The 22,446-nt window shown below is 60.0% G+C and carries 19 protein-coding genes; 10 read left to right on the plus strand and 9 right to left on the minus strand.

The features are described 5' to 3' along the window. Positions 1-45: 45 nt before the first annotated feature. Entirely contained in the window at positions 46-1,413 is a 1,368-nt protein-coding gene (locus tag BJF91_RS13175) for a serine hydrolase domain-containing protein (protein ID WP_075614958.1), read from the minus strand. Positions 1,414-1,628: 215 nt separating this feature from the next. Between BJF91_RS13175 and BJF91_RS13180 the strand changes: the two genes are divergently transcribed. From BJF91_RS13180 to BJF91_RS25025, 7 genes are all read left to right on the plus strand, one after another. Continuing rightward, a complete protein-coding gene (locus BJF91_RS13180; protein WP_075614959.1) occupies positions 1,629-2,876 on the plus strand; it encodes a DUF3419 family protein in 1,248 nt (415 codons plus the stop codon). 86 nt (positions 2,877-2,962) lie between these two features. Continuing rightward, a complete protein-coding gene (locus BJF91_RS13185) occupies positions 2,963-3,589 on the plus strand; it encodes a class I SAM-dependent methyltransferase (RefSeq protein ID WP_075615622.1) in 627 nt (208 codons plus the stop codon). A 160-nt stretch (positions 3,590-3,749) separates the two neighbouring features. Then, a complete protein-coding gene (locus BJF91_RS13190; RefSeq protein WP_075614960.1) occupies positions 3,750-4,556 on the plus strand; it encodes a glycoside hydrolase family 25 protein in 807 nt (268 codons plus the stop codon). A gap of 112 nt (positions 4,557-4,668) precedes the next feature. Beyond that, entirely contained in the window at positions 4,669-5,901 is a 1,233-nt protein-coding gene (locus BJF91_RS13195) for a lytic murein transglycosylase (protein WP_075614961.1), read from the plus strand. Positions 5,902-6,118: 217 nt separating this feature from the next. Further along, the gene (locus tag BJF91_RS13200) at positions 6,119-6,688 is read left to right on the plus strand and encodes an isochorismatase family protein (RefSeq protein ID WP_075614962.1); all 570 of its coding nucleotides are present in this window, start codon (positions 6,119-6,121) and stop codon (positions 6,686-6,688) included. Then, the gene (locus BJF91_RS13205) at positions 6,685-7,677 is read left to right on the plus strand and encodes a GlxA family transcriptional regulator (protein WP_075614963.1); all 993 of its coding nucleotides are present in this window, start codon (positions 6,685-6,687) and stop codon (positions 7,675-7,677) included. Before BJF91_RS13200 ends, BJF91_RS13205 begins: the two co-directional genes overlap by 4 nt. A gap of 357 nt (positions 7,678-8,034) precedes the next feature. Beyond that, positions 8,035-8,172, plus strand: a complete 138-nt coding sequence (locus BJF91_RS25025) for a hypothetical protein (protein WP_162843866.1) — start codon at positions 8,035-8,037, stop codon at positions 8,170-8,172. A 35-nt stretch (positions 8,173-8,207) separates the two neighbouring features. Here the strand turns inward: BJF91_RS25025 and metF are convergent, their stop codons facing one another. The 5 genes from metF to BJF91_RS13230 form a co-directional block, all read right to left on the minus strand. Next, positions 8,208-9,122 (minus strand): methylenetetrahydrofolate reductase [NAD(P)H], encoded by a 915-nt coding sequence (gene metF / locus BJF91_RS13210; RefSeq protein ID WP_075614964.1) that lies wholly within the window; start codon positions 9,120-9,122, stop codon positions 8,208-8,210. Further along, a complete protein-coding gene (locus tag BJF91_RS13215; protein ID WP_075614965.1) occupies positions 9,122-10,123 on the minus strand; it encodes an ArsR/SmtB family transcription factor in 1,002 nt (333 codons plus the stop codon). Before BJF91_RS13215 ends, metF begins: the two co-directional genes overlap by 1 nt. A 244-nt stretch (positions 10,124-10,367) precedes the next feature. Next, entirely contained in the window at positions 10,368-12,740 is a 2,373-nt protein-coding gene (locus BJF91_RS13220) for a methyl-accepting chemotaxis protein (protein WP_075614966.1), read from the minus strand. 112 nt (positions 12,741-12,852) lie between these two features. Continuing rightward, a complete protein-coding gene (gene ettA, locus BJF91_RS13225; protein ID WP_075614967.1) occupies positions 12,853-14,502 on the minus strand; it encodes an energy-dependent translational throttle protein EttA in 1,650 nt (549 codons plus the stop codon). Between the two features lie 185 nt (positions 14,503-14,687). Beyond that, the gene (locus BJF91_RS13230; RefSeq protein ID WP_075614968.1) at positions 14,688-15,425 is read right to left on the minus strand and encodes a ribonuclease T2; all 738 of its coding nucleotides are present in this window, start codon (positions 15,423-15,425) and stop codon (positions 14,688-14,690) included. Positions 15,426-15,809: 384 nt separating this feature from the next. Here BJF91_RS13230 and BJF91_RS13235 point away from each other — a divergent pair, with 384 nt between their 5' ends. The 3 genes from BJF91_RS13235 to BJF91_RS13245 all read left to right on the plus strand — a co-directional run bounded on the left by BJF91_RS13235 (position 15,810) and on the right by BJF91_RS13245 (position 19,629). After that, positions 15,810-16,742 (plus strand): alpha/beta hydrolase, encoded by a 933-nt coding sequence (locus BJF91_RS13235; RefSeq protein ID WP_075614969.1) that lies wholly within the window; start codon positions 15,810-15,812, stop codon positions 16,740-16,742. A 186-nt stretch (positions 16,743-16,928) separates the two neighbouring features. Next, positions 16,929-17,900: a DMT family transporter gene (locus BJF91_RS13240; protein ID WP_075614970.1), complete on the plus strand. Its 972-nt coding sequence runs from the start codon at positions 16,929-16,931 to the stop codon at positions 17,898-17,900. 76 nt (positions 17,901-17,976) lie between these two features. Continuing rightward, on the plus strand, positions 17,977-19,629 hold the full coding sequence (locus BJF91_RS13245) for a thiamine pyrophosphate-binding protein (RefSeq protein WP_075614971.1): 1,653 nt from the start codon (positions 17,977-17,979) through the stop codon (positions 19,627-19,629). 705 nt (positions 19,630-20,334) lie between these two features. Here the strand turns inward: BJF91_RS13245 and BJF91_RS13250 are convergent. The 3 genes from BJF91_RS13250 to BJF91_RS13260 form a co-directional block, all read right to left on the minus strand. Continuing rightward, the gene (locus tag BJF91_RS13250) at positions 20,335-20,676 is read right to left on the minus strand and encodes a RidA family protein (protein WP_071204851.1); all 342 of its coding nucleotides are present in this window, start codon (positions 20,674-20,676) and stop codon (positions 20,335-20,337) included. A gap of 119 nt (positions 20,677-20,795) precedes the next feature. Then, complete coding sequence (locus BJF91_RS13255; protein ID WP_075615623.1) at positions 20,796-21,131, minus strand: TIGR01244 family sulfur transferase; 336 nt, start codon at positions 21,129-21,131, stop codon at positions 20,796-20,798. Positions 21,132-21,356: 225 nt separating this feature from the next. Next, positions 21,357-22,190 (minus strand): DUF4432 family protein, encoded by an 834-nt coding sequence (locus BJF91_RS13260; RefSeq protein ID WP_075614972.1) that lies wholly within the window; start codon positions 22,188-22,190, stop codon positions 21,357-21,359. Positions 22,191-22,446: the final 256 nt, after the last annotated feature.

A 22,446-nucleotide genomic window follows, 5' to 3' on the forward strand; every position in this document is an offset into this window, starting at 1 on the left:
TCACACCACATATACGAAGCTGACAGCCGGGCCTATCGCCCGGCTTTATTGTGTCGCGTCCAGCACGGCCTTGACCAGCAGCTGCGGCCGGTAGTTGGCCCAGGCGGGCGTCAGCCCCATACGCAGCACAATCAGCTTGCGCTCCGGTACAATGGTGATCGTCTGGCCGTCATGGCCCTGAAACCAGATGGTGTCTTCCTTGATCCCGAACGTCGTATCGCGCCGATCACCCGGTCCGACCCGCCAGATCTGCCCTCCGCCATAAAGGCCCCTTGAAGCGCTGGTCGGCTGGATCATCGTCTGGACGAAGCCTTCGGGCAGCAGCCGCTGCCCCTTCCACACGCCGTCCTGCAGCAGCAGTTGCGCGAGCTTGCCCCAATCGCGGGCAGAGGCATAGAAATAGGACCCGCCCGAGAGCGTGCCGACCTCATCGGCTTCGAGCACAGCGCTGCTCATGCCGAGCGGCGCAAACAGGGCGGCACGCGGATAGGCAAGTGCTGCGTCCTTGGGCAGGCTGTTCATCAGGATGCGGGACAGCAGCACCGAACTGCCTGTCGAATAGTGAAAATGCGTGCCCGGCGCTTTGTCGAGTGGCTGGGAGGCCGCAAAATTGGATTGGTCCGGCTCCAGGAAGAGCATCCGTGTCACATCGCTGACATCACCATAACTCTCGTTGAACTCAAGTCCGCTTTCCATCCCCATGATATGACGCAGCCGGATGCTGGCGCGCTCATCGCTCCATTGCGCCAGCAGATGGTCTTGATCGAGTGACAGCCCCCCCTCCCCGATCCGGTGGCCGATCAGCATCGCCGTCACGGTCTTGGTCATCGACCAGCCGATCAAGGGCGTTCCAGGCCCGAAGCCGGGGCCGTAAGCTTCTCCAACGAGCTTGCCATCGCGGATGACAAGAACCGCGCGCATCGAAGGGCCTGTCAGCGCGGGATCCGCAAGGATCTTCGTCAGCGCAGGATCGGTCTCCGCCTTGCCCATGCCGTCGGGCCAGGGCTCGGCACCTGGCGCGGCGGCCACCGGCTGCGGCTGCGGCAGGGCCACGGCGCGAGCGGCCTCGATCTTGCCATCAGGCACGCTAGCGCAGCCAAGGCCCGGACGGGCAACCGCCGTACTCGGCACGAAGGCACCGAAGATATAGGCGGTGACCGTGCCGGCATCGCGATCCACGGACACTCTCAGGAACCGCAGCAGCGGATTGCCGGGCGCCTGAACATCCTCCGACAGAACCTGATCAGGATCGCGCCCGGCAAGGAAGACATTGGAGCAGACGATCTTCGCGGCATAGCCGGTGCCGACCCGCAGCAATTCCGGCGGAGAGAGCCACAGCCAAAGCGCTGCCCCGATCACGACAGTCACAACAGCCGCCGCGAGCCAGCGGAAAAACCGAATCAGATAAACCATGCCATCTTCTCCCATGCAGGGTGCCGCGACAAACAAGCATGATTACTGCATCGGTGAAAGGGCGCCACGGTTGAAGCGACCCAGGCTTTCCTTGAGGAAAACGACCTTTTTCGACAGCAATTGTGACAGCCCCAGGCCGGTCAACAATGCGCGTCATCAAACTGTAGTGGTCGGGCTCTATTCCGGTAAAAAATCGGAAAAGGGGCCTTTCGCACATGACAGAGATTGTTCCAGACGCTGGATTTCGCAAAAACCATAAACTGAAATCCGCGCTGCTCCAACACAATGCTCTCTCGCGCCAAGGCCTGTCGGAGCGCCTGTTCGGCCTGATGTTTTCCGGCCTCGTCTATCCGCAGATCTGGGAAGATCCAGATGTCGACATGCAGGCCATGCAGCTTGGCGCCGGCCACCGCGTCGTCACCATCGGCTCAGGCGGCTGCAACATGCTGGCCTATCTGTCGCGCGAGCCCGAGAGCATCGACGTCGTCGATCTCAATCCGCATCACATCGCGCTGAACAAGCTCAAGCTCGCCGCCTTCCGCTACCTGCCTGATCATGCCGCCGTCGTGCAGCTGCTGGCAACCGACAAGGCTCGCGGCAATGCCACCATGGTCGAGCGCTACGTGGCCCCCCATCTCGATGCAACCACCCGCAGCTATTGGAAGGGCCGCAGCCTGACGGGACGCCGCCGTATCCGGGTGTTCAACGGCAATTTCTACCGCACGGGCCTGCTCGGCCGCTTTATCACCACCACCCATATCCTCGCCCGCCTGCACGGCGTTCGGCTTGAGGAAATCACGCAGTGCCGCACCCCGCGTGAGCAGCGGCAATTCTTCGAAACCCGCATTGCGCCGCTGTTTGAAAAGCCATTCATCCGCTGGCTGACCAACCGCAAGAGCTCGCTGTTCGGCCTCGGCATTCCGCCGCAGCAATATGACGAACTGGCCAGCGTATCCGATACTGGCACCATCGCCCCGGTCCTGAAGGCCCGGCTGGAAAAGCTCGCCTGTCACTTTTCGCTGCGTGACAATTACTTTGCCTGGCAGGCCTTCGCCCGCCGCTACCCGAAGTCACATGAAGGCGCCCTACCGGATTATCTGCGCGCCGATTATTATAGCGCCATCCGCACCAGCGTCGACCGGGTCAAGGTCCATCACGCCAGCTATACCGAACTGCTGTCCACCAAGCCGGCCGGCAGCGTCGACCGCTTCGTTCTGCTCGATGCCCAGGACTGGATGAACGACGAACAGTTGAACGATCTCTGGACGGAAATTACCCGCACCGCTTCCAAGAGCGCTCGTGTGATCTTCCGCACCGCCGCCGAAAAGAGCGTTATCGAAGGCCGGATCTCACCGACGCTTTCTGCGCAATGGACCTATCTCAAGGACCTGTCGCAGCATTTCAACGCGCTCGACCGCTCGGCGATCTATGGCGGCTTCCATATCTATGAGAAGTCTGCATGAGCGAGATCAACGTCGATCTCAATGGGACAACCGTGACATCGAGCTCCGGCCCGGCGCCGAGCCTTGACCAGCAGCATGCCAGCAAGATGGACCAAGTCTACCGCACCCAGCGGCACATCTACGACTTGACCCGCAAATACTACCTGCTTGGCCGCGATACAGCAATTGCGCGGCTGGCACTGCCTAGGGATGGCAGCCTCTTGGAAGTCGCCTGCGGCACGGGCCGCAACCTGATTTGCGCCGAGCGGCTCTATCCCGTCTCGCACCTCTACGGTTTCGACATTTCAAACGAAATGCTCGAACAGGCCAGGCTGAACTTCCGTGGCCGTCCGCGCCAGCCTGACCTGCGCATCGCCGACGCATCGGCCTTTACCGCCGCCGATTTCCCTGTCGGGACTGACGGTTTCGACCGGATCATGATTTCCTATGCCCTGTCGATGATCCCGGAGTGGCAAAAAGCGATTGCTTGTTCGCTCAACGCACTGAAGCCCGGCGGCGCGCTGCATGTGGTCGATTTTGGCCAGCAGGAAGGCTTGCCGCGCTGGTTTCGCCATCTGCTGCATGCCTGGCTCGCGCGCTTCCATGTGACACCGAGGGCCGACCTCAGGCAAGAGCTTGCCGCACAGGCAGAGGCGCTCGGCGCCACGCTCACCTTTACGCCGCTCTACCGCGGCTATGCCTGGCACGCAGTGATTTTGCGCCCAGCCGAATGAGCAGTTGAAAATAACGACATTTTAACGATGATGTAGCAAAGTCATGGCTTGGGGACTTTCCGCACGCGATGTGTCGGATCGGCCACAGCAGCCTTGGTTTCGCGCCTTCATGCCCGCATTCGCGGTTGCAGCGGCACAACAGTAGATGAGTAGGTTTCCGATGCGGTCGCTGGTCCTTGCCGTAATACCGATCTGCCTGGCAATGACCGCCTGCACATCGACGAGCTATGACTTCATGGAAACCGGCTCGATCCAACCGAAATTCCAGGACAAGGATCCGCAGGACTTCGGCGTCAACTCGCCGCATCGCCACCAGGTGCATGGCATCGACGTGTCCAAGTGGAATGGCGATATCGACTGGATGCGCGTGCGCCAATCCGGCGTCTCCTTCGCCTTCATCAAGGCGACCGAGGGCAAGGATGTCATCGATCCGAAATTCCAGGACTACTGGCGCCAGGCCAATGCCGCTGGCCTGCCGCATGCGCCCTACCATTTCTATTATTTCTGCTCCAGCGCCGACGAGCAAGCCAACTGGTTCATCGCCAATGTACCGAAGGCTGCAATGGATATGCCGCCCGTCATCGATGTCGAATGGAACCACACCTCCAAGACCTGCACCAAACGGCCGCCGGCCGACGTGGTCCGCAGCGAGATGAAGCGGTTCATGGACCGGCTGGAAGCCTTCTACGGCAAGCGGCCGATCATTTACACCTCGGTCGATTTCCACCGAGACAATCTGCAGGGTGCCTTCCAGGATCATTATTTCTGGGTGCGCTCGGTGGCCAAGCATCCATCGGAAATCTATCCGGACCGCCGCTGGGCCTTTTGGCAGTATACCTCGACCGGTGTAATCCCCGGCATCAAAGGCGATACCGACATCAATGTCTTTGCCGGCTCCCAGCAAAACTGGCGCAAATGGGTAGAAGCCGTCTCCTTACCGACCACCCAGCAGGCTTCGGCTCAATAGAGCCGTCAGACCGAAAGCCCTGTTATTCGCTGTAAAATAAGCACTGCTCCATGCTTATGTCACAAAGCTTGGGCACAGCGAGGCACGGTTTTTCCATATTGGGGGTCTATTCATGCATATCTTGTCTCGTTTCACGCTCGCAGCGGTCCTGAGCGGCCTTTTGGCCGGCACGGCGCTGGCGCAGCAGGCCGCAGCGCCTGTCGCTTCCGGTCAGGCGCCTGCCCAGACAGCACCATGCGGCGGCGATCTCAGCGCGTTCCTCGCTGGCGTAAAGGCGGAAGCCGTCGCCAAGGGTGCTTCGCCCGAGGCCGCAGACAAGGCGCTGGCCGGCGCACAGATCGACCAGAAGGTACTGGCTCGCGACCGCGCCCAGGGCGTGTTCAAGCAGACCTTTACCGAGTTTTCGTCGCGCACCGTCTCCAAGGGCCGGCTCGACCAGGGCAAGCAGAAGCTTCAGCAATATGCCTCCGTCTTTGACCGCGCGGAAAAGGAATATGGCGTTGCGCCGGGCGTGATCGCCGCCTTCTGGGCAATGGAAACCGATTTCGGCGCCGTGCAGGGTGATTTCAACACTCGCAACGCGCTGGTGACACTGGCGCATGATTGCCGCCGCCCCGACCTGTTCCGCCCCCAGCTTTTGGCGCTGATCACCATGGTCCAGCATGGCGACCTCGACCCGGCCACCAATACCGGCGCCTGGGCAGGCGAAGTCGGCCAGGTGCAGATGCTGCCCAAGGACATCGTCGCCTTCGGCGTCGACGGCGATGGCGACGGACATGTCAGCCTGAAGACCAGCTCTCCGGACGCAATCATGACAGCCGGAAAATTCATCCAGCATCTCGGCTTCAAGCGCGGCGAACCGTGGATTCAGGAAGTCACCGTACCTGAGAACCTGCCTTGGGAAAAAAGCGGCTTCGACAGCGGCATGAAGGCTGGTGACTGGTTCAAGCTCGGCGTCAAGCCACGCGATGGCAACACGAAGTTTGCCGATCTGGAAGGCGAACTTGTGCTGCCGCAGGGCCGCAAGGGCCCGGCCTTCATCACCTACCCGAATTTCAACATCTATCTCGAGTGGAACAAATCCTTCATCTACACGACCTCTGCCGCCTATTTCGCCACCCGGCTGTCGGGCGCTGAAGCCTATCTGAAGGGTGACCCTGAGCAGGGCCTGACCGATGTCCAGATGAAGGAACTGCAGACCAAGCTGAAGGGCCTCGGCTATGACGTCGGCGACATCGACGGCATTCTCGGCGGCGGCACCCGCGACGCCGTGCAGAAGGAACAACAAAAGCACGGCATCCCTGCAGACGGCTGGCCGACAGCTGCCCTTCTCGCCGCGCTCTGACGTATCCCGCCTGACCAACAGAAGCCGCGCCTCCCACGAGGTGCGGCTTTTTTGTTGCACGCGATGCACAGATCTAGACCGTTCATCGCGAAACGGTAAAATGCAGGAACCGGGCGCGACATCTTTGGCGCGATCTGTCCCCTCATCGGCAAGAAGCGGCATTTCGCCGGCCCCTGGCATGACATAGGCTTCACGCATCAAACAACGAAAAGAGGCTATGACCATGACCGACCGCGCTCTGCTTGTTATCGATGCGCAGCAATCTTTCCGCCTTCGTCCCTATTTCCGGGAGGACGATGTCGCAGCCTATGTCGAGCGCCAGCAGGCCTTGATCGACGGCGCGGCCAAGGCCGGCATTCCGATCATACAGATCTTCCATGTCGAAGATGAAGGCCCGTTCAGCGAGGCGTCCGGCCTTGTCTCCACGCTATCGCCGCTGACGATCGTGCCTGACGTGACCTTCCGCAAACGCCGCCATAGCGCGCTTGTCGGTACCGGGCTCGATGTCTGGCTGACACGCAACGGCATTCGCGAGCTTATCGTCTCGGGCATCCGCACCGAACAGTGCTGCGAAACCACCACCCGCCACGCCTCTGACCTTGGCTACCGCATCGATTTCGTCGCCGAGGCCACGTTGACCTTCCCGATGATCGACGTCAGGGGACGTGAGTGGAGCGCCGCCGAGATCCGCGCCCGCAGCGAATTGGTACTGGCCGACCGCTTTGCCCGCATCGCAACGGTGGAGGAGGCGCTGGCCGGTCTCACCAGGACCCGCGCTGCCGCATGACAGATGGACCGCGCCTCGTCGAGATGATCGTCGTCGTGCCGCCGCGCACGCTGCTGCTGGATCTTGCCGGTCCCATGGAAGTGCTGCGCAAGGCCAATCTCGAGCAGGATGCCGTGCGCTTCGTCGTGCGCTATGTCGGCCCCTCCTCGACAGCATCCACGTCGATCGGGATCGACCTTGCCGGCATCGAACCGCTGCCGGAGACACTGCCAGAGCGCGCCATGATCCTCGTCCCCGGCGCGGCCGCACAGCCGCTCGGGGCGATGGATCCGGCGCCAGATGCGCAGGACATCGTGAAAGAGGCTGCGATCATCGCCTGGCTGCGGCGCGTGGTCCGCCCAGGCGTTAAACTCGTCGCGGTCTGTTCGGGTGCCATCCTTGCCGCCCGGGCCGGCCTGCTGGAAGGCTATGCCTGCACCACGCACCATGCCGCAACCCGCGAACTTCAACTGATGGCACCAACGGCAAAGGTGCTGGACAACAGGCTTTATGTCGAGGATCGCGACCGGCTGACCACGGCGGGCATAACCGCCGGGATCGACATGATGCTGGCGCTCGTCGCCCGAGAGGCTGGCCATGCCGCAGCCCTCGCAGCCGCCCGCTATCTCGTCGTCTATTTGCGCCGTGCCGGTGGCGATCCGCAGCTCTCGCCCTGGCTCGAGGGTCGCAATCACATCCACCCGGCCATTCACAAGGTCCAGGACGCCGTCTCTGCCGATCCGGCCCGCGACTGGACGGTAGCGAGCATGGCCAAAATCGCCGCGACCAGTGCCCGCACCCTGTCGCGTCTGTTCAACGACCAGACCGGCATGAGCGTCACTGATTATGTCAACCGCGTCAGGGTGGCGCTTGCCCATGAACTGGTGACGGGCTCACGCCTCGACATGGAAAGTGTCGCCGAGCGCGCTGGCTTTGCGTCGACCAGGCAAATGCGCCGTGCCTGGAAACGACTCCACGGCACCACCCCAAGCCTGTCGCGCCCGTCTTGATCTGAACCAGATAACGAGTCTACCCGCTCCAAAACAGACCAGGATCGGAGCGTATGACAGCGCCGTCATTAAGCATGAAATATTTCGTTATCACACGAATTTAACAATATGTTTCCGCGTGTTACCATTAGTTTCAAGCGGTTATACAAAGCATCGGGTGCATTGCAGCACAAGTTTCGCTTTTCAAATGACACGAAACGGTCATAATCTTTAATTGTTAAACGCAAGGGAGACCGAGATGGGAATGACACGTTCAATCAACATCCTGGCAGTCGGAGTAGCGTTTTTGTTCGTCGTGGCAATGCTGTTCATCTAACAGCGCAGGCTTCGGCACAACCAGCGGCGGCCTCGACCGCCATGACCATTCTCATCATTGATGATGTCAAATACGCCATGCGTCTGGAGGGACGCATGGCGCTTTTGCGTGAGCAGTTGCTTATTTCGCGCGTAGAAACGGGCCCCAAAGATCTCTCATTCAAAGCAGCCCATCAATAGAGCGCTTCAGAGCGAGCAGACCTAATCCAGCCTTATCAGGCCAAAGCCCCAGCCCGGTTGCGTACAGTGGCATCGCTGCGTTGCAGCCCCAGCTGCTCCAGTGTCGCGTTGACCAGAGGCGCGCGGTTCATCGTGTAGAGATGGAACTCGTCCACACCACGGGCCTGGAGATCGGCGATTTGTTCGGCGGCGAGCGCTGCAGCGACCGTGGCGCGCTCAGCGGGTTTGTCGTCCATCCCTTCGAAGCGCTTGTCCAGGCTTGCGGGGATGGAGGTGCCGCACATCGAGGCAAAGCGCTTCAACTGGTTAAGGTTGAGGATAGGCATGATGCCTGGCACGATCGGGATGGTGATGCCAGCAGCGTGCACGCGGTCGAGATAGCGCGAGTAATGGTCATTGTCGAAAAAGAACTGGGTCAGCGCCCGGGTCGCGCCATTGTCGACCTTACGCTTGAGCATGTCGATATCCATGGAAAGATCAGCGCTTTCAGGATGCTTTTCCGGATAGGCTGAAACCGAGATTTCGAAATCGCCGAGCGTCTTCAGTCCCTCGACAAGGGCAGCGGCATTCTCGTAGCCGCCCGGATGCGGCTGATAGGCCGAGCCGACACCTGTCGGTGGATCGCCGCGGAGCGCCACGAAATGCTTCACGCCAACGGCGCGGAAATCCTCGACCACCTGAGCCACTTCCTCGCGGGTCGCGCCGACGCAAGTCAGATGCGACGCTGTCGCCAGACCGGTTTCGCCGATCAGGCGGCGCACGGCTGCCAGCGTCGGGGCCTTGGTGGTGCCGCCGGCGCCATAGGTAACAGAGACGAATTCCGGGTCCCATCCCGCGAGATCATCGACGGTCGCCCAGAGCTGGTGCTCCATCTCTTCTGACTTCGGCGGGAAGAATTCGAAGGATAGCTTGAATCCGCGTGTGCCAGTCTTCGTGGATGTGTGGGCCATCAGTAACCTCCCGCCCGCTTCGCCTGTGCGGGTTCTGCGGCTTGGCCATAAGTTGCCAGCCAGATTGTTGCCGTCAGCGCCTCGCCATCCTGCTGGCTGGGCGCAATATCGAGTGCATTGGTCATGTCGAAGCCGGTCTTGCTCAGCCAGCTCTCCATCAGCGTGTGGGAAAAGCCAAGCCGCACATGCGCATGATCCTCGCGCAGATGCTCCAGCTTGTGTGGCGCCAGATCGATGATCACGAGCCGTCCGCCGGGCTTCAGCATCCGGGCAGCTTCGTCCAGCGCCCGCTCCGGCTCCACCAGGAAGTGCAGCACCTGGTGGATGATCACCACGTCGAATTCGCTGCCATCCAGCGGCAGATTGAGAATGTCGCCCTGGCGCACGGAAGCCTTGGAAACCCCGGCCTTGTCGAGATTGACGCGGGCCACCGCCAGCATGTCCCGGCTTGCATCGATGCCGACGGCACGCTGATAGCAGTGCTCCAGCAGTTGCAGGATACGGCCCGTGCCGGTGCCCAGATCCAGCAATGCGTCGACCCGCTCGTCGCCGATCAGCTGCATCAGAGCCGCCTCGACATCGCGGTCGTTGATATGCAGCCGACGCAATTCGTCCCATTCCGTGGCGTTGCGGCTGAAATACGCCTGCGCCTTTTCCGCCCGCGCCCGCTTTACGGCGCCGAGGCGCTCGCCATCACGTGACAAAACAGGATCAGACTCTGAGGCAACGGCCAGGAGATGCCGCGCCAGATCGGCTGCCGCCCCATCCTGTTTCAGCCGGAAATAAGCCCAGGCACCTTCCTGATAGCGATCCACCAGTTCCGCTTCCGCAAGAAGCTTCAGATGGCGGGAGATGCGCGGCTGCGATTGGCCAAGAATGTCGGTGAGATCGGATACGGTCAAATCGCCGGCCGCCAACAGCGCCAAAAGGCGCAGACGTGTCGGTTCCCCTGCTGCCTTGAGCAGATCCACCAGACCATCCAATGTAAAAGACTTGCTCATGCCAATTCCATCAATCAAGATATAAAGATATCTTTATGTCACGCGGATCGATTTAGCAAGCCCCAAAACGCCGCTTCACAGGTCAGCAGATACGGATGATCATCACAAAGCCGCCGATAGCGGAGCCATCGGCGGCCGAAGACGTTCGCAGAAATCCCGTTCGGTCTAGTCCGTCACGGTCCTAGAGAGCATCGATCGAGAAATCAGTCCCTGATTTTCAATTCGATGCTGTGATTTTGACGGCCTAGAACTCCTCCCAGTTGTCTCGCGCGGTCACGGCAGCAGCGGCGCTGCGGCCAGAAGCCATGGCAGGACGGGCGGCACGGGAAACCGAGGCTGCCGGTTGGGTCATGGCGCGAGCCGGCTGTGACAAAACCTGGCGGCCGCTATCTTGCCGATTGCCGATGGAGGCCATGGCGTTTGATTGGTTTCCGGTCTTGAAGCTTGCGATGAGATCAGCAAGCTTGGCAGCCTCATCGGCAAGACCAGCACCAGCCGCACTCATTTCCTCGACCATGGCTGCATTCTGCTGCGTGGCCTGGTCCATATGGTTGACGGCCACATTGACTTCGCCAAGCCCGACCGACTGTTCCTGGGCAGCTGTCGCAATCGCATCCATATGGGCGTTGATGGCCTGCACCAGTTCGGCGATTTCCGTCAGCCCCCTGCCCGTATCGTTGACCAGCTTGACGCCATCGCCAACTGCCACCTCGGAATTGGCGATGAGCGCCTTGATTTCCTTCGCCGCATTGGCTGAGCGCTGGGCAAGTTCCCGCACTTCCTGGGCAACGACCGCAAAGCCCTTGCCCGCTTCGCCGGCACGCGCCGCCTCGACGCCAGCGTTGAGAGCCAGCAGGTTGGTCTGGAAGGCGATCTCGTCGATTACGCTGATGATCTGCGTGATCTTGGCGGAAGCCTCTTCGATGCGACCCATCGCGGTCACTGCATTATTGACCACAGTGCCTGAATGCTCCGCACGGGTGCGGGTATTGCGCACCAGATCGCGGGCGTCACCTGTGCGCTGTGAGGTCGATTTCACATTGGCGGTGATCTGTTCAAGTGCTGCTGCGGTTTCCTCAAGCGATGCGGCCTGCTGTTCCGTGCGCTTCGACAGATTGTCGGAGGCCTGCGAGATTTCACCACTGCCGTTGCGCACGGCAGCCGCCGCCTGCCCGACATTGAGAAGAGCAGCGCGCAGCTGGGCAACGGAACGATTGAAGTCATGGCGCAGCGCTTCGAATTGCGGCGCAAATTCCTCCTGGATTTCGCAGAGCAGGTCGCCTTCGGCCATCCGCTTCAGGCCACCGGCAAGCGCGCCCGTTGCCTTTTCCAGGCGCTCCTGCGCATCGGCTTCGGCCCGCCGTTGAACTTCCACACGCTCAAGCTCCGAGCGCTGGCGGTTCTCTTCGGCTTCAGCTTCCAGCTGCGCATTGCGGATCGCCGCTTGCCGGAACACCTCAACGGATTGCGCCATATCGCCGATTTCATCCGGACGCTCCAGATAGGGAATCGACTGATGTGTTTTACCCTCAGCAAGCGAATTCATCGACGCCGTCAGCCCGGCGATCGGGCGCAGGACTCGACGAAGAATGATCAGGAGGCCGGCAAAGGTGATGACGAGTGTCGCGATGATCGTGACGGTATAGGTGACCAGATGGGCGAAAGCGGCCGAGGCTTCGGCAACCGCTGCTTCCTGCACGGCCTTCACTGCGGTCAAAGCGACATCGGCGATGGACGCCTGGCCTTTGATATTGACAGCATTCCAATCCTCAAGCGTCGTCTTGATCGCGCTACCATTCAGCAGCGTTTTATAGATGTCATCGCGGACATCCCATGGTGAACCGCCGAAATAGAGCTTCTCCGCATTCTCCTTCGCTTGGCGCACATCGTCGGTCACGTTGGCCGACGTCATGTAGTTGCGCACCCGCTGCCAGGCTTCAAGTGACCGCGTGCGGCTGATGACGAGATCGAAGATATCCTTCTTTTCAATCGGTTGACCGCTGACGACTGCTGCAGCAATGAAGTTGGACTCATTGCCGGAACTAGCGCGGGCCGACCATGCGGCTTCTCGAATGACGAGCATGTCGGAAAGCGTGCTGTCGAGTTCGCGGATCTTCGCTTCTGTGACGGAGGAGGCGACTTCCAGATTATCAAGCACGCCCTGCCCCTGCGACATCTGTCGCGCCTTGATCTGCTTGTCGCGGGCATCGACTGGCTTGGCAAATTCCGAATCCACCTGACCGCGCATGGCGATCAGAGCCTGATAGTCAGGCTCGACCTTCTTCAAGGCGGCCTCGAGTTTGGCGGGCATGTTCGGAATTGAGGCGGCGATGATCGTCTTATAGGCTTCATCTACCGACTTGCGGTAAGCCGGAATATCCGTGAAGCCCGACATCTTGTCGGGAGAGGCGAGCAGCCCCGTGTTGGTGCGGCCGCGCTCCAAACGGTAGTTCACAAGGAACTCGAACAAGGCCTTGTTCACGGTCGCATAATCGACCACCGCGATCTGATTTTTATATTGCGTGTAGGAGCCGTATAGCTGCTGCGTCACAAAGCCGGTCAAGGCGACGCTGAGAACCGCAAAGATACTTACAAGCACATTCCGTATTGAAAACATAGCGACAGCCCATCAAGTCAGCAAAGGTAGGCTGACGCTATCGCAACTCATATAAGAACATCTTAATCAGACAGAGAGGCACCCCCCGAATATAAGGGGGTGCCAATTTGCACTAGCGGGTCAGTCGCTTGTAGGACTGGCTGCCTGGGTTCAGCGCATCAGGGCCGAGACGGCGCACCTTGTCTTCTTCGTAATCCTCGAAGTTACCTTCGAACCATTCGACATGGCCATTGCCTTCGAAGGCCAGGATATGGGTCGCGAGGCGGTCGAGGAACATGCGATCATGGCTGATGATGATGGCGCAGCCGGCGAAGGCTTCGAGCGCGCTTTCAAGCGCACCCAGCGTTTCGGTGTCGAGGTCGTTGGTCGGTTCGTCGAGCAGAAGCACGTTACCGCCGGCCTTCAGCATCTTGGCGAGATGCACGCGGTTACGCTGACCGCCCGAGAGGTTGCCGACCTTCTGCTGCTGGTCGCCGCCCTTGAAGTTGAAGGCGCCGCAATAGGCACGGGAATTCATGTCGAACTTGCCGAGCTTGATGATTTCGGCGCCACCGGAAATCTCTTCCCAGACCGTCTTGTTCGCGTCAAGCGAATCGCGGCTCTGGTCGACATAGCCGAGATGCACGGTTTCGCCGATGCGGATCGAGCCGGCATCCGGCTGTTCCTGACCGGTGATCATCTTGAACAGCGTCGACTTGCCGGCGCCGTTCGGGCCGATGATGCCGACGATGCCGCCCGGCGGCAGCTTGATCGACAGATCGTTGATCAGCGTGCGGCCTTCGAAGCCCTTGTTGATGCCTTCGAGTTCGATGACCACCTGGCCGAGGCGTTCCGAAACCGGAATGATGATCTGCGCGTCGCCGGGCCGGATGTTTTCAGCGGCATCCACCAGCTGTTCGTAAGCCTTGATACGAGCCTTTGACTTGGCCTGACGGGCCTTCGGGCTGGACGCGATCCATTCCTGTTCGCGCGACAGCGCTTTTTGGCGGCCGGCTTCGTCGCGGGCTTCCTGCTGCATGCGCTTCGCCTTGGCCTGCAGATAGGCAGAATAGTTGCCTTCGTACGGAATGCCACGGCCGCGGTCGAGTTCGAGAATCCAGCCCGTAACGTTGTCAAGGAAGTAGCGATCGTGGGTGATCATCATCACGGCGCCGGGATAGTCGCGCAGGTGCTTTTCCAGCCAGGCGATGGTTTCGGCGTCAAGATGGTTGGTCGGTTCGTCGAGCAGCAGCAGGTCTGGCTGCGACAGAAGCAGGCGGCAGAGTGCGATACGGCGGCGTTCACCACCCGACAGCAGGCTGACATCGGCGTCCTTCGGCGGGCAGCGCAGGGCTTCCATCGCCATTTCGACCTGCTGTTCCAGGTCCCAGAGGTTCTGGCTGTCGATGATGTCCTGGAGCTTGGCGCCCTCGTCGGCGGTCTCGTCCGAGTAGTTCATCATCAGTTCGTTGTAGCGGTCGAGCACAGCCGTCTTGGCAGCAACGCCCATCATCACATTCTCGAAGGCGTTCTTTGTCTCATCGAGATGCGGCTCCTGCTCGAGATAGCCGACTGTTGCGCCATCGGCGAGCCAGGCTTCACCGGTGAATTCCTTGTCCTGGCCGGCAATGATGCGCAGGACCGTAGACTTACCGGCACCGTTCGGGCCGAGGATACCGATCTTGGCGTCCGGGTAGAAGGACAGGTTGACGTTCTCAAGAATCTTCTTGGCGCCGTAGGACTTGTTGAGCCCCGACATGTGGTAGATGAACTGACGTGCCATCGGTAAAATGCTCCGCACGGTAAACGCTAAAGGGAATTGCCCGCTATGTAGGCGAAAGCGCCAGCGGGGGCAATGCCGCCAGCGCAATTCCCAGACGAATTCATTGGGGAACCCGCCGGCTCACTAAGGTGTCGGCGGACCGATTTTCGCCGAAAAGAACGATGGCTTTCGAGACGCTGGCGGCCTTACTGGCTGCCGACGGGGTCGACGATACCCTGCTCGCAATCGAACTTGGTTTGGCCAGCAGCCTGGATAAGGTCCTTCAGCGGCGCCTTCGCATCGCCGTCGCCGAGCCCGATGGTGAGTTCGGTGACGATCCGGCGGTCGCCGTCCTGCACGCAGCGCATCTTCACCCGCTGACCTGCACCCGAACCGAAACCGGTATCGAAGGCCGACTGAACTTCAGCCTGGGTCACGGCCTGCCCGACTTTGCCGGCAAACAGCGCATTGACCGGCGAGGCGTTCAGCGTCTCGATCAGCGACACGGCCTGCGCAAAATAATCGTCCTGGGCAAGGCTGGCGCAGGTGCCGTGCTTAATCCATTCATGCCGCTCCAGCGACGATTGCGTGCCGGGCATCACCCGGTCCAGCGCCTTGCGGGTGGCGTCCGACAGCTTGACCTCGGGCAGTTCCGTCCAACGGCTTTTCTTGTCGGCGTCGATATCACCCTGTGCGACGCCGCAATAATTCTTCCGCATCGGCCAGAGGCCATGCAGGGTGAAATGGCTGGCGTCATAGCGATCCGCCGTCTGGCTCTTGCATTCGGGCTTGTTGGGCCGGGTTTCGCAAAAGGCCGGCTGCCAGCTGACGGCAAGAAGGCTGGTGGTCTTGCCCTTGCCGGCAGCAAAAGCCGGCTGGCCCGTTAAAACAGCAGCAGCGATCACACCTAACGCGATCACACTCATGGAAAGAAAATGCTTCATCGAAAATCCTCCGTTGAAAATCCTGCGCCAAAACATGATCCGCCTCTTGCATGGCCAATGTATTTTTGGAACATTTAGCGAACACTTGCAACCGAGAATAACCAGCGGGATGCACTTTCTTCGTTTGCACTCGGTAGCCAAATCAGGGCATTTTCGGTGGAGGCTTTTTTGTTTTACGTGTTTCCGGACAAAAAACCGGTTCCCGCATTTCCTGGAAACACTCTACAGCGCCGTGCGCCATGTATGGCGCACAAAGGTTCGCTGTAGCACTTTAAATCTGCTGCATACTTTCTCCTTAAAGCGATTCCGATTTAAGGAATTATGCAGTAGCGCGCCAAAACCGTAGGGCCAAAACCGTAAAGTTGGGCGCCAAGGGAGGACAGCATGTTTGACGAAACGCTTTACCTATCGCGGCCGGATGGCGCGCGGATCGCCTATCATTACCAGCCTGCCGAAAATGCCGGACGGGCGATCCTGCTCGTCAACCACGGCCTGATCGAGCATTCGCGCCGCTACCGCCGCTTTGCGCTGTTCATGGCTGAGGCGGGCTTTCACGTCTATGCTCACGATCATCGCGGCCATGGCGAGACGGAAGCGCCGAACGCCCCGCTCGGCCGCTTTGCCCGCAAGAATGGCGTGGCCCGGGTGATCGAAGATGTGAAGGCAATGCGGGACCTTGCTGTCACCGCCCATCCCGGCCTTGCGGTCCTGCTATTCGGTCACTCCATGGGAGGGCTGATTGCGCTGCGCGCCGCAACGGACTATCCTGAGGACATCCAGGCGCTCGCAATCTGGAATTCCAATTTCAATTCCGGCATCGAAACCCGCTTCGCGCGGCTGGTGCTGAAGATCGAACAAGCGCTGAAGGGCTCTGACGTGCCCAGCCTGTTGATGGCCAAGGCGACCTTCGAGGCCTGGGGCAAGTCCGTGCCCGGCCACCGTACCCTGTTTGACTGGCTGAGCCGCGATGCGGCCGAGGTCGATCTCTATGCCGCAGACCCGCTCTGCCGCTTCCAGGCCAGCAATTCGCTGTGGCAGGATGTGCTCGACCTGACCGCCGAGACCGCTACCCTGCCCCGGCTGGCGCGACTGCCGACAGGCTTGCCTATTCACCTCGTAGGCGGCGGACAGGACCCGGCAACGAAGAATGGTGCGGCGACGCAGGCCCTGGCGGACCGTCTGCGGCATTCCGGTTTCACCGACGTGACGCTCACTCTTTATCCTGAGATGCGCCACGAAACACTGAACGAAATCGGCCGCGACGAAGCCATGGCCGCCTTCCGCGCCTGGGCCGAACAGGCTCTTCGTCTGGCGTAAGGCGCCTCACCTCGAGCCGGCCCGAGATCTGACGCTGAGTCAGTCCAGAGACGCAACCGCTGTAACACGGCGTTCCGTTGACAGTCGGCAAGATCATTCCGTTACGGAATGATCCTACAATCAAATGTCACGTGCGCCCTAGAAAAGACCCGGCTATAGACGCCTTACAAGAGTGAGATCATCTCCATGTCAACGCCAGCCCATTCCGGTTCCGAGCCGTTCGCCAAGACGCCGTTTTTCTCAGGCGTGACGCTAGGGCTCGGCATGATGGTGCTGTCAGTGCTGGTAACGCCGCTTGTCGACGTCTTTTCCAAGCTCGCCACCGAGACGATTTCCGCAGCCGAAATCAGCTTTGCCCGTTTCGCCTTCCAAGTCCTGTTCCTGCTGCCCGTGCTGGCAGTGCGCCGCACCTGGCTAAGGCTGACCTGGGCGACCACCCGGCTGCATATCCTGCGCGGCGGCGTGCTCTGCCTGTCGATGCTGACCTTCGTCACCGCGCTGCGGACGATGGAGGTTGCCGATGCCGTGGCGATCTTCTTCGTCGAGCCGATCATCCTGACGATCCTCAGTGGTCTGGTGCTGAAGGAAACCATCGGCCGGCGGCGCTATATCGCCTGCGGCACAGGCTTTGTCGGCGCGCTACTGGTGGTGCAGCCAAGCTTTCAGGAAGTCGGTGCCGTTGCCCTGCTGCCGATCGCCGCCGCCTTCTGTATTGCCATTTTTGCGATCCTCACGCGGCTATTGTCAAGCCGGCAGGACCCTTTCGTGATCCAGGTCGAGACCGGCTGCTGGGCCATGCTGTTTTGCGCCCTGGTTATTCTCGTTGGCCAACTCATGGGATCGACCACAACCGCCCTCACCTGGCCGGATGCGACGGGCATGCTATGGCTGGTCTGCACCGGCTTGACCGCCGCCATCGGCGGCCTGCTCGGCGTCTATGCTTACCGGGCCGCCCCGCCTTCGATGCTGGCGCCGCTGCAATATCTCGAAATCGTCACCGCCACCCTGTTTGGCTGGTTGGTCTTTAACGCCCTGCCGGACGCACTGAAATGGCTGGGCATCGCCATCATCATCGGCTCCGGCCTCTATATCATCTGGCGAGAGCGGCACCACGCCTCCCAGCCGGTATCGCAAACTGAGGGACCGCCACAGACCTGAGCGCGCCCGACCTTTTTCAAGCCCCTTCTTACACCCCTGTCTTACACCCCCCGTCTTACACCCAAGGAATAAACTGATGAAAAGATCCGGTGGACAATTGATCGTCGAAGCGCTGAAGGCCAATGGCGTCAAGCGGGTCGCCTGCGTGCCGGGCGAAAGCTATCTGGCCGTGCTCGACGCGCTCTATGACAGCGGCATCGACACCGTGGTCTGCCGCCAGGAAGGTGGTGCTGCGATGATGGCGGATTGCTGGGGCCGGCTGACCGGCGAGCCCGGCATCTGCATGGTGACCCGCGGCCCCGGCGCCACCAATGCCTCGGCCGGCCTGCATATCGCCCGCCAGGATTCGGTGCCGATGATCCTGTTCATCGGCCAGGTGCAGCGCGAGGCGCGCGAGCGCGAAGCCTTCCAGGAGGTCGAATATCGCCGCGCCTTCACCGAATTTGCCAAATGGGTCGGCGAAATCGACGATGTCGCCCGCATCCCGGAATTCGTCAGCCGCGCCTTTGCCGTGGCCACTTCAGGCCGCCCCGGTCCTGTCGTGCTGACCCTGCCGGAAGACGTTCTGGTGGAAGAGGCCGACGCGCCTGAGGCAAAACCCTATCAGCCGGTCGAGGCCCATCCCGGTCAAAGCCAGATCGCAGCACTCGGCGCGATGCTGGAAAAGGCGGAACGCCCGCTGGTCATTCTCGGCGGCACCCGCTGGGACGAAGCCTCGGTCAAGGCGTTCGAGAATTTTGCCGCTGAGTGGCAGCTGCCGGTCGGCTGCTCCTTCCGCCGGCAGATGCTGTTTGATCACCTGCACCCCAACTACGCCGGCGATGTCGGCATCGGCATCAATCCAGCGCTTTCGAAGGAAGTGAAGGAGGCGGACCTGATCGTGCTGCTGGGCGGACGCTTTTCGGAAATGCCCTCGTCTTCATATACGCTTATGGACATCCCCTATCCGAAGCAGAAGCTGGTGCATGTTTATCCCGACCCGTCGGAGCTTGGCCGCGTTTACCGCCCGGATCTCGCCATCTGCGCCAGCCCGAAGGATTTTGTCGCCGCCTTGGCCAATCTGAAGGCGCCAGCTGCTCCTGTTTGGGCCGAGCGCACCGAGAGCATGCACACCGCCTATCTTGCCTGGTCGACCCCACCGAAGAGCGGCCCGGGCCAGGTGCAGATGGGGCCGATCATGGAGTGGATCGAAGCCAACACTGCCAAGACCACCATATTTACCAATGGCGCCGGCAATTACGCCACCTGGCTGCACCGCTTTCACCGCTTCCAGGCCTATAACACTCAGGCCGCTCCAACCTCTGGCTCGATGGGCTACGGCCTGCCCGCCGCCGTGGCCGCCAAGGCTGAATTTCCCGAGCGCGAAGTGATCTGCTTTGCCGGCGACGGCTGCTTCATGATGCACGGCCAGGAATTCATCACAGCCGTGCGCTACGAACTGCCGATCATCGTGCTGTTGATCAACAACGGCACCTACGGCACGATCCGCATGCATCAGGAGCGCGAATATCCTGGACGTGTCAGTGCTACCGATCTCGTCAACCCCGATTTCAAGGCCTTCGCTGAGGCCTATGGCGGCCACGGCGAACTCGTCGAAAAGACCGAGGATTTCGCAGCCGCTTTTGAGCGCGCCCGGTCTTCCGGCAAGCCTGCGATCATTGAAATCAAGCTGGATGCGGAAGCGATCACGCCGACGCGAACGCTGACGCAGATCAGGGAGAAGAACTGATCGGTCGAAGCGGCTCACCGAAAATACCAGAGAACGCCAGCTACTGCCGGCGTTCTCTCGGCCGTCTGAGAGCGAGGATCAAACTGAGCAGTGAAGATAATGACAAGATGATGATAAACGCGATATAAAAAGCGTACCCATATTCATAATGCAAGCCAACATGCCGGCCGCAAGCGACGTCCTGCGTAAGTATATTAAACCAAAACTGAAAAAATAATCCAAAGCAAGCCGCACACCGCCACGAAAAGCAGATCCCGTTACGAAATCAAATAGAAAATAATACAAAAATGCCATTAAGACGCATAGATCTGGAACAATAAACCATACTTCATATTTTAAAATATTCGCAAAAAACAAACAAAAAAGATAAATTAAAATCAGATAATACAGAATTGATTTCTCCTGAAACCAGGAAATGTCGGTGATCCCATGACAAGTCTCGTAATAGCCCTGCGGATAGTAAACCGACAGCGCGAACGCACATAGTGCAAGAGCTTTAAGCAGCAGGCTAACCCGAGAGTTCAGCAAAAAGGACACTCAGAATACTTCACATGAAAAAAATGACAAACGCATCTCCTTTTGCGAAACAGGCATCGTGGAGTGCTAAAATTTAAGAAGGGCACTTCCGTCTCGTGTAGACGTAAAAGTGTCCTTCTAAAGATTTTAAAGGGGAATCTCAGGCCTTAAATTGGCTTCTGCCAGCCCTTAAATCGCAGCTGTCACGATGAACTCGACCTTGTAGTCCGGCGTTGCCAGGGCGGCTTCGCTGGTGGCGCGGGCTGGCGGGTTTGCCGGGTCGATCCAAGATTCCCAGACGGCGTTCATTTCGGCGAAGGTCGACATGTCAGAGAGATAGATGATCGTCTGGAGGATCTTCGACTTGTCCGAGCCGGCTGCGGCCAGCAGACGGTCGACTTCGGCCAGTGCCGATTTCGACTGTTCGGTGACACCAGTGCCTTCGCCGACCTGGCCGGCCAGATAGACGGTGTTGCCGTGCACGACGGCACCGCTCATGCGCTTGCCGGGTTCGATACGCTTGATGGACATGGAACTCTCCTGTTTACGGGTAGGAATCGGGCCGCAAATTGATGGCGGTCCTCGTGGAAATTGCTTTTGTTTCTGTGCATTCCGGAGGGGAAACCGGTTCCCGCTTTCCCTAGAAATGCTCAGCGCTGGCGCAGGCTGTGCTCGTAGGTGGCGGTCGAGCGGGCGCCGGAGCGGCAATAGCCCAGCATCGGCCGTTCGAAATCGTCGAGTGCATCGACCATGGCGGCAACGGCATCCGGCGTCACGCCCATGGGGCCGACAGGAATATGGCGGATAGCCAAACCCAATTCCTTGGCGCGCGCCTCGATGGCGGCAAAGTCCGGCTGGCCGTGCTCTTCGCCGTCAGGACGGTGGCAGACGATGGATTTGAAGCCCAAGGCCTTGATATCGTCCAGGTCCTGCACGCTGATCTGGCCAGTGACGGAATAGTCTTCATCGATCGGTCTGATATTCATCGGCTCGTCCTCTTCTCGAATGGCCGCAAACATCTACGACGCCCCTCCCCGGGCGTCAACGCTGCAACCTGTCGGCTTTCAGCGTTTCCCTAACGCATATCGCGTGGAATTGTCCTCAATTCGACGACAACGTATATGCGGAAAAAAAGGACGAAAGCCGGTCGTAGTGAACGCTATTGACTGCGACCGGGTTGAGGCAGCGGGTTGAGGCAGCGGGTCGTTCGTTCAGTCGAAGCGGAAGGACAGACCATAGTCGCGGCTTTCGCCCGGTTCCAGCATGATCCACTCCCCGGCGTCTCCAAGTTCATGCCGGCTGACCCAGCGATGCGACACCGGTTCGATACCCAGCACATGCGCCGGGTTCTGCTGGTTGCGCCACATCTGCAGATGCGGCAGGCTGGCTGTGTCGAAACGCACCGTCAGCGTCAGACCGCCGATGGCCGCGATCGGGCCAAGCCGCATCTGCGCCCAGCCGTCAGCTTCTGCAGCCGCCGGCACGCAAAACACACTGCCGGGCTCGGGGCCGAAGCGCCAGCCAAAGCCACCGCCCTCGAACATCGCGCCTTCCAGCTTGACGGCGTCGTCAAACAGTTTGGCGGCAATGTTCATGTGATACATAAGAAAGACCGGAAAAGCTGATATTCCTGTATTAGTCACCCGGTCTGACAGGTAGACTGTGCCGGTCGCCTCATCCAGCCGCCAGTGACGGTCGAGACGTGACGCACCTCCATCGGCATGGGTCACCGCGATTTCCGCCCGGCATTCCGTATCATCAGCGGCAATGATCTTGGCAGGATGCGAGGAAAGCGACCCGTGCAGCGGATATTTGCGACCGCTGCCATCGTCAAATGGTTCGGGATGGCGGATATGGTCCGGGCCGCAGGTAAACAGAAAGCCTTCGAGCGAGGCGGAAATGCGCGCATCGCCATCGTCAGGAATGGCCAGATGCGGCGACAGATCGACGCCGTTGACGAACAACGTCTTGATGTCGAGCACCGATGTCGGATCGAGTTCGACGACAAGTGCTTTGCCCAATCCCGTGCCAGCCTGCAATTTCATGATTCGCCTCCTCCTGCTTGGTGTGCGATTTACAGCCCAAAAATCCGGCCCGTGCCACATCTCATCGCGGACAAAATGCGCCGCAGCCGCAAGCCCCCTCAAAAAACGCTGGAAAGCGGCGGGTTTAAGGGTTTTTTTACTGCGTTTTCATTTTTCCATATTAGCGTCAAAATTTAGGTGTCTCAGCGCACTAGCTGTCTTCGCGTGCGCACATGCGCGCGGTGACTAAAGTCAGCGTGTCGTTTCGCCGCGAACC

This window comes from Gillisella taibaishanensis, assembly GCF_001938985.1.
Taxonomy (GTDB): domain Bacteria; phylum Pseudomonadota; class Alphaproteobacteria; order Rhizobiales; family Rhizobiaceae; genus Allorhizobium; species Allorhizobium taibaishanense.